9 protein-coding genes, 4 tRNA genes and 3 pseudogenes are annotated in these 10823 nt (G+C 63.2%); 13 read left to right on the top strand and 3 right to left on the bottom strand.

The window, feature by feature from the left end:
- Positions 1-446 (top strand): annotated as a pseudogene (locus ACWXWJ_RS10105) (hypothetical protein); the annotation flags it as partial.
- Between the two features lie 52 nt (positions 447-498).
- On the opposite strand, the gene ACWXWJ_RS10100 reads toward ACWXWJ_RS10105, so the two are convergent.
- Both ACWXWJ_RS10100 and ACWXWJ_RS10095 read right to left on the bottom strand, forming a co-directional pair.
- Complete coding sequence (locus tag ACWXWJ_RS10100) at positions 499-1239, bottom strand: hypothetical protein (RefSeq protein ID WP_473964326.1); 741 nt, start codon at positions 1237-1239, stop codon at positions 499-501.
- A gap of 4 nt (positions 1240-1243) precedes the next feature.
- Positions 1244-2410 (bottom strand): histidinol-phosphate transaminase, encoded by a 1167-nt coding sequence (locus ACWXWJ_RS10095; protein WP_473964325.1) that lies wholly within the window; start codon positions 2408-2410, stop codon positions 1244-1246.
- 140 nt (positions 2411-2550) lie between these two features.
- Here ACWXWJ_RS10095 and ACWXWJ_RS10090 point away from each other — a divergent pair.
- From ACWXWJ_RS10090 to ACWXWJ_RS10065, 6 genes are all read left to right on the top strand, one after another.
- Positions 2551-2635, top strand: a tRNA-Ser gene (locus ACWXWJ_RS10090).
- Between the two features lie 169 nt (positions 2636-2804).
- A tRNA-Arg gene (locus ACWXWJ_RS10085) sits at positions 2805-2877 on the top strand.
- A gap of 171 nt (positions 2878-3048) precedes the next feature.
- Positions 3049-3124, top strand: a tRNA-Arg gene (locus ACWXWJ_RS10080).
- Between the two features lie 621 nt (positions 3125-3745).
- Positions 3746-4744: a DUF418 domain-containing protein gene (locus tag ACWXWJ_RS10075; RefSeq protein WP_473964328.1), complete on the top strand. Its 999-nt coding sequence runs from the start codon at positions 3746-3748 to the stop codon at positions 4742-4744.
- A 17-nt stretch (positions 4745-4761) separates the two neighbouring features.
- A complete protein-coding gene (locus ACWXWJ_RS10070) occupies positions 4762-5937 on the top strand; it encodes a trypsin-like serine protease (protein ID WP_473964324.1) in 1176 nt (391 codons plus the stop codon).
- A gap of 597 nt (positions 5938-6534) precedes the next feature.
- Complete coding sequence (locus tag ACWXWJ_RS10065) at positions 6535-7572, top strand: hypothetical protein (RefSeq protein WP_473964323.1); 1038 nt, start codon at positions 6535-6537, stop codon at positions 7570-7572.
- Positions 7573-7595: 23 nt separating this feature from the next.
- Here ACWXWJ_RS10065 and ACWXWJ_RS10060 read toward each other — a convergent pair whose 3' ends face one another.
- Positions 7596-8618, bottom strand: coding sequence for a prephenate dehydrogenase (locus ACWXWJ_RS10060; RefSeq protein WP_473964322.1), 1023 nt, complete (start codon positions 8616-8618; stop codon positions 7596-7598).
- Between the two features lie 40 nt (positions 8619-8658).
- Here ACWXWJ_RS10060 and ACWXWJ_RS10055 point away from each other — a divergent pair, with 40 nt between their 5' ends.
- The 6 genes and pseudogenes from ACWXWJ_RS10055 (at position 8659) to ACWXWJ_RS10030 (ending at position 10766) form a co-directional block, all read left to right on the top strand.
- Positions 8659-9174, top strand: coding sequence for a tRNA adenosine deaminase-associated protein (locus tag ACWXWJ_RS10055; protein ID WP_473964321.1), 516 nt, complete (start codon positions 8659-8661; stop codon positions 9172-9174).
- 141 nt (positions 9175-9315) lie between these two features.
- Entirely contained in the window at positions 9316-9744 is a 429-nt protein-coding gene (locus ACWXWJ_RS10050) for a nucleoside deaminase (RefSeq protein WP_473964327.1), read from the top strand.
- Positions 9745-10015: 271 nt separating this feature from the next.
- Positions 10016-10174: a hypothetical protein gene (locus ACWXWJ_RS10045; protein ID WP_434830102.1), complete on the top strand. Its 159-nt coding sequence runs from the start codon at positions 10016-10018 to the stop codon at positions 10172-10174.
- Between the two features lie 103 nt (positions 10175-10277).
- Positions 10278-10415 (top strand): annotated as a pseudogene (locus tag ACWXWJ_RS10040) (ACR3 family arsenite efflux transporter); the annotation flags it as partial.
- Positions 10416-10421: 6 nt separating this feature from the next.
- Positions 10422-10583, top strand: a pseudogene (locus ACWXWJ_RS10035) (arsenate-mycothiol transferase ArsC); the annotation flags it as partial.
- Between the two features lie 94 nt (positions 10584-10677).
- Positions 10678-10766: transfer RNA gene (locus tag ACWXWJ_RS10030), tRNA-Ser, on the top strand.
- Positions 10767-10823: the final 57 nt, after the last annotated feature.

The following is a 10823-nucleotide window of genomic DNA, read 5'->3' as shown; positions in this document are numbered from 1 at the left end:
GTGGCCCGGTTGGTTCTGTGAAGGATCCGAACAAGATCGGTGCCATCATTGGTGGCACGATTGTTGGCTCCGGCCTGATTGGTGCTCTGCTGGGTAACCACGATGGTGCCGCTGGCTCCTCTGCTCCGGGCAAGCCGGGTGAGGCTAAGCCGGGCAAGCCGGGTGCTGAGAAGCCGGGTAAGCCGGGCAAGGGTGCCGATAAGGGTGCTAAGCCGGGTAAGGCTGGCGACCAGGGTGCCGGTAAGGGCGCTGACAACGGTGCCGCTGGCAACCAGAGTGCTGGCAAGGGCAGCACTGGTGCTACTTCTCAGAGCACCGAGGCTGGTTCCCGTGGTGGCAGCCTGGCTGTGACCGGTGTATCCGGCCTGGCCATCACGCTGGGTGCGTCTGTGATCGCCCTGGCTCTGGGTGGTGCCCTGATGGCACTGCGCCGCCGCCAGAGCTAACCCCACAGAGTTAGCCCCCCAAAGCTAGCCCGCCCGGGCTAGCTACCCCCGCCTAGCTGGCGCGGAAAACCTCCGCAACCAGCGGCAACTCCTCGAGCCCCGCTCCCGGTGTACGCACCAGGAGCGGGGCTCCTGGCATTCCAGAATCAAACCCCACCCACTTCAACCTCCGCGCATCCACCGCACGGCGCCCCACCTGGAACCACCACAAAGCGTGCCCCACCAACGCCCACGAATCATCCTCAAAACGCACCACAAACACCCGATCCCCCAACTCCGCGCGCCGCAACCCCTCCAGCGCCCCCTCATTGTGCTCCGGAGCCACCGAGAACCCCGCAGCCGTCAACCGCTCCACCACGCCCAGGCGATGCACAAACCCCTCCGCATCCTCCACCACCAAAGGAGCCCCCGCCCGGCACGCCCGCACCTTCCTACAACGCCACACCACCGGCTGAGCCTCCGTCCGCCGGCCACGCACTACCACCCACCCCAGTGGCTCCCCTGGCTCCACGGAAAGCGTCACCACTGGCCCCGGATCGGCCGTCTCCACCACCACAGTGCGCGGCGCAGCTGAAGCCGAGGGGGCGTCACCACCAGGCGCAAAAGAATAAGGATGGCGGCGCAACAGCTCATCACACGCCTCCACCAGCTCCGCATCGGTGGCGTTGAAGCCCACGCCCACCGACTCCAACTGAGCCCACAATTGCGCAAACGGCACCGAAGGCTGAGCCTCCCACGCCGCGCGCAGGCGCTCCACCACGGCAGGGATGCGCGTCGGATCCTCCGGATGCACGGCGCTAATCGGCCTGCGGGGAGGCCTGCGAGCCAGCCGACTCAGTGCCAGCCCCAGCCAGACCCGCGGCAGGCAATGCACGATCCAACGCGCGGAGCAGCACATCCGTCTCCTCCGCCGTCGTCACCGTCACACGCACGCCCTCACCGGCGAAACACCGCGCCACCACGCCCTCGCGCTTCAGCGCCTCATCCAGCGCCTCAGCGCGCTCGCCCGCGTTCAGCCACACGAAATTCGCCTGCGACGGATACGTCAGCGGCTCGGAGCCCTCCGCGCCGTCCGCAGCCCCGCCCGCCGCGCCGACACTACCAGCGCCAGCCGGAGCGACCCCCGCCAGGTATGCCTCCACCCGCTCACGCTCCACGACCGTCGCATCCACACGCGCAGCCAGCTCGGCTTGCGCGTCCACACTTGCGACCCCCGCCGCCTGCGCCAACGCATTCACACCGAAAGGAATCCCCACCTTATTCACGGCCTCCACCAGCTCTTCCGGGCCGATCAGATAGCCCAGCCGCAGACCCGCCAGCCCATACGCCTTCGAGAACGTCCGGCACACCGCCAAGTTCGGATAGCGCTGCAGCTCTTCCAGCGCCACCGGCGACTCCGCATCCCGGTTGTACTCCACATACGCCTCATCCAGCACCACCGTCACATCCTCCGGCACACGCGCCATGAAATCGCGGAACTCCTCGCGCCCCACCGTCGTGCCCGTCGGATTGTTCGGGTTGCACACAAACACCAAGCGCGTGCGCTCGCCGATCGCTTCACTCATTGCCTCTAGGTCATGACGCCCCCTCTTCAGCGGCACACCCACTCCCACCGCACCAGCGATCTTGCACAGGATCGGGTATGCCTCGAACGAGCGCCAGGCGTACACCACCTCATCGCCGTCCTGACAAGTAGCCTGCACCAGCTGCTGGCACAAGGCGGAACTGCCGTTACCTACCGCCACATTGGCCAGGTCCACCCCCAACCACTGCGCCAACTTCTCCCGCAAAGCGCCCGAAGCCATATCGGGATAGCGGTTGAGGTGCGAGGTGGCGTCATTAATAACAGCACTCACAGAAGGCAACGGAGCCAGCGAAGACTCGTTAGAGGCCAACTTCAGCGCGTTCGGGATCGAAGCACCGGGGACGTAGGCGGGCAAGGATGAAAGATCGGGGCGAATCATACCTATACAGTGTAATAGGCGGTAATGGGCGCAGTGGGTGGGATAATGCGCGGGGATTTTGGGAGGGAGCGGGTGGTTGTGTAGGCTAAATGCGGTCGAGATTGTGGATACCTGAATTGGTATGCCGTGATACGACATCCGGAGGCGTGCCAGAGCGGCCGAATGGGGCTCCCTGCTAAGGAGTTGTCCCTTAGGGGACCGCAGGTTCAAATCCTGTCGCCTCCGCAACTTCGACAGAGTGCGTTACGCGCATGAGCTGCCCATAAAGCTGCCCGGTTACTTGTGGTGAGGTTCCGGGGCTAACAGCTGCGGACAGTGTTGTGGGGCGTGTGGTGCGCCTGTGGTGGTCCGCTGGGATTGTGCCGGCGTGTACGCACTTTGTCGAAGTTTCCAAGCGCCCGTAGCTCAACGGATAGAGCATCTGACTACGGATCAGAAGGTTGGGGGTTCGAATCCCTCCGGGCGCACGATTTCCTCGGTGCCGTCGGCTACTGAGTATGCGACATTCCTGCTGGTGAGGTGGGGATTTGTTGTTTTGTGTCCGTGGTGTGTAGAGTAAATCTTCGTTGCGAGGGCAACCTTGCAGCACAAACGTGATACTGGAAGCGGTAGTAGATATCGACTCTGGTATTAGCAATGCGCCCGTAGCTCAACGGATAGAGCATCTGACTACGGATCAGAAGGTTGGGGGTTCGAATCCCTCCGGGCGCACCATTTCCCCCGTAGCTAGCGTTAACCCGCTGGCTGCGGGGTTTTTGCGTTGCGGGGTGCTGGGGTTCCGGGGCGGGTGCTGTGCTCCGGGGACGGCGTGGGACTCCAGGGTGGGTGCTGTGCGGGGGCTCCGGCGGCAGCGTGAAGGCCGGCATGGGGCCAGTGTGGCTGGTGGGGTGGGGATGTCCAAAATTCCATATCTTAGAATATAACTATTCTGTTTGCGCAGGTCAGAGTGTTGCAATTTTCCGCTGCAAACTTGCTACTTTTGATAACTCGTAGATTTTGGACATTGGGACCCGTAAGACGTGGAAAGCGGCACGGTTTCAGGCAGGTCGGGGCTAGGTTGCCGGAAACTTAGAAGGAACTAACAGGGGGCTCACAAAGACGGGGCAGTGGGGCTCAAGGATTGGAGATTAAAAAAGACAATCGTTCCGCTTTAGCGGGTCGGCGCGCGAACCCTGCGCGCTGACTGCCGCAGTGCGGTTTGTTTGAGAATTTGAGAACTAAAAAGGAGATAGCTGGGTGGTTAGCACACCTACCTCTAAGAGCGCCGCGCGGGAGCCCGGGAAGCGGCAGCGCATTCTCGGGCTGGACATCGCCCGCGGAGTCGCGATCATCGGAATGATCTACCTGCACCTTGGACATCCGCTGTGGCAGGCGAAGGTGGTGCTCTCCGGACTCCCGGCAGCACTGTTCGCCGTTATCGCGGGCGTGACCATGATGCTTATTTGGAACAACGCCAAGCGCAGGGCCACTGTTGCCTCTGCTGCCGCTGCCGCCTCTACTGCCACCGTCGCCTCTGCTGCTACCGTCGCCTCTGCTGCTACTGCCGCGACTGCTGCTACCACGTTGCAGACGGTAGCGAAGCTTGCTGCACGTGGAGCAATCATCACGCTCATCGGCCTGGCACTGCTGCCGGTTGGTGGTGAAATCCAGGTGGTACTCGTCGTGCTGGGCATTACGATGCTCGCCACCGCCTGGATTCCTCCACTGCCCACAGCTGCGAAAGTCGCCCTGCTGCTGCTTGCTACAGCCGCCGCAACGTGGCGCTACGCCCCGCTGGAACTGCCACTTCCATACCCTCACTTCGCGTGGGTCGCATACATCATCGCCGGGATGATCCTCTTCGACGTGTACGTGGGGAAGGACGGCACTGGGGCTGGTGGCGTCATAAAGAAGGCAACGACTACCGCGTGCCTCATCATCGCAGGCATCGGCATTTACCTACGCTTCCAGACGGACCTACCCGGCTGGGCGCGCACCACCGGCCACACGGGCGTGCTCGGCGAGATCGTGCTGTCCGTTGCCGTTGCCGCTATCGTGCTGCATCTCTGCCTGGTCATTGGCCAGCGTATGCGGGCAACGAATCCGCTGGTCGCGCTGGGTTCCATGGCGCTGACGGTGTACATCCTGCACGTGCTATCGGCTTTCTGGTGGCAGACACACGTGGCGCTGCACTCGGACCTGTGGGCGGCGGCGTTTATCGCGGCGTTCCTGGTGTTCGCATGGCTGTGGAAGAAGCTCGCTGACGGCCCGGCGAAAACGTTGTTTGCAGGACAAGGGGCGGCAGAGCGCTGCGTCACGCAGACTGTCCGAGCGATTTCGGGGGAACGAGCATGAGCCGTGGAAGGACCAGCATGAAGAATTTTGTAACCAAGGGAGCTGCCGTAGCGGCAGTTGCTGCAACTTTGAGCGGCGCATGCATGGCGCCCGCCAGCGCAATGGAATACGGCGAGCGCGCCGCGGACAACGCGGAATCGCGGGCCGTGGCCTCGCTGCGGATCGGGCGCGTAGGCAACTTCGGAGACTGCACCGGTACGCTTGTCGCCCGGCAATGGGTGCTGACGGCCCGCCACTGCCTGGAATCCGTCTCCAATGAGGGCACGCAGGCGCGCATCGGAGGTGCTGTGTATGACGCGGACTCGTGGTCGCTGTCTCCTGTTATGGACGCCGGGCTCTTGCACCTCACCCGACCTGTCGAGGGAGTCGAGCCGGCGAAGTTGGCCGATAGTTCGCCCAAGAACGGCGACGAGGGGAACCTGTACGGCTGGAGCAGCAGCTCCCTGATGGCTCGCAAAGGTCAGCTTCCTGTGGCGCGAATGCGAGTGCGGGAGATTTTGACCGGGCCGGGCGCCTCCGGTTCGCCGGGCGGCAACGGAGGCGACGGCGGTGCAGGTGGAGCCGGTGGAGTCGCTGGATCGGATGGCAAGGTCGATGGCGGAGTTAAAGTGGCTCCGGGCGGCCCGGAGGTCCTCCACGGCGACAACTCCGAACTGATCCCCGGTGCACCTGCACCAGAGGCTTCCAAGAAGTCTGGCGCGAAGAAAGCCACTGAATCATCCAGCCCGGAGGGCGTGGAATCTGTTCCCGCAGACATTGCCATGGGTGGTGGGGCGATTCCCGCAGATGGAGCGGGTGGCGTCATGCCGAAGATCGCCGGGGGCATTCTTGAGGCAGAATCCCTCACGCGCGCTGCTATGCAAGGCGGCGACTCGGGAGCGCCATTCTTCGTCGGCGGGCGGCTCGCAGGCCTCGCAACCGCCGGTACCGCAAATGGTGACCCGGATCTGCCTTCGCCGACGGCGGCTATCACCACGCTGTCCGACGCCAAGTCCTGGATCGAGGACGTCACCAGCGGACGCGACACATCGAGCGTGCTGACAGCGGCCACTACCCCCACTCCGCCGAGAACCCCGCAGACCAGCGCCGATTACGTTGGGCGATATCTCGCGGGAGCACTGGCCGGGCTGGTGCTTGCGGTGGCGCTGGGCTGGTTTGGCCGACGGAAGGTGTCGGAGTTGCGTCAGGCCTGACCGGCGCCGGGCACTTGGCGCGTCTGACCGGCGCCTGGCGGGTCCCTGAAGTCCCTGGCTCGCGTCTGTAGCCCTCGCGGGACCGGGCCCCTGGCATCCCAGGGCGTCTCAGGTGCAAGGAGTCTTGGAGGGTAATGTCCCAAATTCCAGCTCTTAGAATATAACTATTCTGTTTTTGCAGGTCAGAGCGTTGCGTTTTTTTACTGCAAACCCGCTACTTTCAATAACTCGTAGATTTGGGACATCCAGGCTTTCACGACCGCGCCCGCTTGAGGGGTTTAAGCGTGGCGTCGTTGGAGACTAAGAGTATTGCTGCAGGGGGTTAAGAGTCTCTGCAATGGAAGTTGTACGGGGCGCAAGCATGGGGATTCCTGGCTAGACTGAACGCGATCGCTCTCGGTGGTGATTTGTCGCACAGTGGAAACGCTGCCCGGAAGCGTTGAGCGGCGGAACGCTGCGTGGTGAAGTGCTAGGCGGTGGAAACGTTGCTCGGAAGTGTTGCGCGGCTGAGCTGCTGTATGGCGGACGTGCCACGCGGCGGAGAATGCGCAGCCGAGACGGAAGAGTTCGAAGAGACTGCTGGTCAAGGAGGAAAAAGTGGCGAGCAATGAACGCTCCGAAGAGAAGCCGCGGAGCGGAGGTGCCGGCGACCGCGGTGCCACCGGCGGACTCGTCGCGAGCCTCGGAGTGGGAGCCGCCGTCCTCGCCATCACGGTCGGTCTGGTAGTGGGGCTAAACGGCGGGGAAGGGGGCGTCGAGGAGAAGGGCGAAGAGAGCGCACCCGCCGCCAACACCGCCGCCGCGCCCGACAATGGCGGTAACGGCGGCAACGACAGCACCGACGGCGCAGACGCCACCCCGCCCACCGACGAGGAACAGCAGGCGAAGCTGGACAAGCTCGCCGCCGACATCGCCAAGAAGAATAATGTGCAGGTCGGCGTGGCAATCCTCGGTCAGGAAGGTCCGCTCCACGCGGGCACGCTCAACGCGGAGAGCGCCTGGTCGACCATTAAAGCCCCCATCGCAGGCGCCGTTGAAGAGAAACTGCGCTACGCCGAGGCTCACCACCAGTCCGCCCCGCGCGCGGCAATGGAAGCCGACATGGATGCGGCGATTCACTATTCGGATAATGACGCTGCCTTCCGCCTCTGGATGTACCTAGGCGACTGGTCCGACAGAACTGCCTCGCACAAAATCCAGGACTACCTCAAGCGCACGGGCGACCCGACCGCGCCGGGGAAGGAATACGACGAGGGGAAATACGTTGGATTCGGCGGGCTGACGTGGAAGCTGACGGATCAGGTGCGTTTCATGGATGGTTTCCGCTGCATGAACGGCTCCGACAAGGTGTTGGAGCGCATGGGGCACATCATCCCGGAGCACAGCTACGGCCTGTCGAAGATTAAGGGATCGCAGTTCAAGGGCGGCTGGGGGCCGGAGGACGACGGACGCTTTATATACCGCCAGCTGGGGCTGGTGCCCGGTAAGGACGGGGAAATGACGCCCGTTGCGATCATGGCGATCCCCAACGATGGCCTGGAGCCTACGTCGTGGGCAGGCGTGGATGCGCTGGCGAAGGGGCTGCCCGACCTGCTGGACGGCGCGCCCACCGCGAAGACGAAGGCGGACTGCTAGCTTGCGCAGCACTCCTGCGGTTGCTAGAAAATGCCGATCTGCGCGCCCATGGATTCCGCCGAACGCAGCTGATCCACCCACCCCGGCGCGCCCGGGCGCACGCGGATAATCGGACGGTTGGTGGCATCCCCCTTGTTGCGACCGGCCCGTGCCTCGAAGCGTCCGCGCGCTGCGTTGCCTTCCTCAGCCAGGGTTTTGAGGGAACTCTCTGGGTTGGCAATATCCTCGCGCGCGCCCTGCAGCAGCTCAATGGTCTGATCCAGGGCATTGAGTACAGCGGGGCGGTTGTTCTCCACCATCGCGCGGACTAGATCCGGTTCGGTGCCCGCCACGCGGGTGCCGTCGCGGAAACTCGACGCCGCCAGGCTCAGTGCCAGCGGGCCGCCAGTATCGCCCGCCACGGCCAGTGCCTCGGCCAGGATGTGCGGCAGGTGGCTCACGCGCCCGACGGCATCATCGTGCCTCCGCGCGATGGCGGGGACGACCGCCGCGCCGACTTCCTCCGCCAGCCCGACCACGCGCACCCACGTGTCCAGCCAACGCTTATCGTCCCGCGCGTTGTCGTACGTTACGACCCACACTGCCCCCTGGAAAAGTCCGTGCATCGTGGCCGCCCAGCCAGAGTTCGCCGTGCCCGCCATTGGATGCCCACCGACGAAACGGTCGGACATGCCCTTGGCCTCCACTAGGTCATGCACCTCCTGCTTCACACTGGTCACGTCAGTAAAGCCGCAGCTCGGGGCGTGCTGAGATATGGCGTCAAGAAGGAAAGACAGCGCGGGCATCGGCACCCCAAGAATCAGCAGCGCATCGGCTTGTTCGGCGCGGCGCAGGGTGGCTTCCAGATCACCCGAAACGTCGTAGCCGTCGCGACGTGCGCGGGAGACCGTTTTCTCCGATCGATTCCAACCGAACACGGGCCAGCCTGCTGTCTGCGCATCGCGCATCAGTGAGCCGCCAATCAGCCCCAGCCCCAGGATGCACAGTGGTCGGCGATCCTCGGGGACGGTGCTAAGGCGGTAATCGGAAGAATTTTCGTGGCTCACGCTTCCCAGTGTTCCACAAAGCCGACTAGCGTTGGGGGACATGAGCACCGACAGCTTTGATAACGACGGCGACTTAACCTTCGCCGTTTCCGCCATCCGCGCCGACGGCCAATGGCACTTGCGTGAGCTCCCCACCCGAGCCACGGAAAACCTGCAGGATTTGGTCGAGGAGTTGCGCTCCTCGCGCGCGGAAGGGCCGGTCGTGGGATTGCTCTGCGTGGAGGATGACTGGTCCGCCGTGCTCCGCCCTGTGCCGGGTGGCGTGCGGATCTTACTTAGCGACGCCACCGCAGCGTTGGATTACGACATTGCCAGCGAGGTGCTGGATACGTTGGACATCGACGAGCCTTCGGAGGAGGAAGCCGACGCTTCCGACGAACCGTGGCCCGAGGGCGACTTCGACATGCTGGAGGATCTGGGAGCCAGCGAGCAGGTGATGTCCATTATCTTCTACGACGAGGATTTGTACGGGGCGGAGCAGGTGCTGCGCGTGGCCGACGAGTTGGGCTTCGCCGACGAGCTGGCGGACTTGGTTGGCGTGGAGCTGGAGTTTTAACAGGTGACGCGAAAGCGTGAGGCGGACGCTGCTGCAAGTGCCAGTGTGGATGCAGGGGGCGTAGATGCAAGGGTGGTGGGCGCAGGGGTCGTGGGCGCAGGGCTTCCGCGCCCCGAGCGGAGTGTGGACGCGGAGGCACGGATGCGCCGGGCTTTGGAGATCGCGGCGACCACACCCGCGGGGGATGTGCCCGTAGGCGCGGTGATCTTTGGGCCAGATGGCCGCGAACTAGGGCGGGGAGTGAACCGCCGCGAAGCGGACTGTGACCCGACCGCACACGCGGAGGTACTCGCCATCAAAGAAGCGGTGCAGCAGCTCGGAGACGCTTGGCGGTTGGAAGGCTGCACCCTCGTCGTCACTTTGGAACCGTGCGCCATGTGCGCTGGAGCCCTGATGGGGGCGCGGATCGGCAACATTATTTTCGGAGCCTATGAGCCTCGCACGGGTGCATGCGGGAGTGTTTGGGATGTACCGCGCGAATCTCCACTGCATTGGGCGGACGTCCGCGGAGGCGTGCTGGCCGAAGAATGTGAGGAGTTGCTGCGGACGTTCTTCGCGGGCTTGCGGTAGACCGTTGGCGGTGGTTCCCCACGAGGCCTGGCGGACGGGCGGGGAAGGGGAGGCCGAGGTGGCGTCCAGAACTTTTATAGAAAATTAACAACTGGTTCTGAACAGGTGTTTTTGGGGAGTTTGGTGGTTACCGAGCCCGGTGAAGCACCTCGACGGTGGCGAGAAACCGGAAGCGACCCTACTTTGGGTAGTGCGCTTCTGGTCGTACGAGTTGCGGCTAGGGCGCACAAGTTAGAACTAAAATAGCTACCTCAAAAACAAGGAGAGATCAGTGGATCTGAACAAGGCAAAGGACCTGGCAGGCGAGCACCGCGACAAGATTCAGGACGGTGCTGACAAGGTTATCGACAGCAAGCTGGACGGCGACAAGGCTGACAAGGCTAAGGACGGCCTGAACAAGGGTCTGGACAAGGCTTTCGGCGAGAACTAGGTCTTCACGCCTTCAAGCGCTCCAAAGCGCTAAGTGGCAAGCTCGTTGCGAACTGGTGGAGGTTCGCAACGAGCTTTTTTGCGTGCATAGATGCATAGATACGCTGTTCATCGTAGGTCTCGCGCGCTGCATCGCCATGGTCTTGGTGTGGTCTGACCTAACATGCGCCGACCGCGAGGCCACAGCTGTACTGGTGGCGATCAACTCCGTATTCCAGGTGGCCATGTTCGGTGTGCTGGGGAGCTAAGCGCAGCTGGACATGCCCGCTGATGCGCACGGCACCCTTGAGCGTTGGCGCACCGATGAACCTTCTACTCGCGGGATCGAGGGTGCTGAGAGGATGCGTTTGATTCGCGATGATATTGACGCCAGGGTGCGTCAGCTCATTGAGGAAATGCTGAACGACTAGGGCTCCGGTTTCGGTATTTTTCGCATGTGGACAGGGGTTTTGTTGCGAAAATGTGGGGGTGTTACGCTAGTACGAGTCTGCAATTGTGGACTGGGGTGGCGTGTCCGAGCGGCCGAAGGTGCTCGCCTCGAAAGCGAGTGTTGTTAGTAGCAACCGAGGGTTCAAATCCCTCCGCCACCGCCAAAGTGCTGAACCGCGCGTTGCTGTTGGGATTTTCCCAGTGGCAGCGCGCGGTTTTCT

It is taken from the genome of Corynebacterium sp. p3-SID1761, from assembly GCF_055862885.1.
Note: the sequence above shows the minus strand (reverse complement) of the source record. Positions and strands in the feature narration are given on the sequence as shown.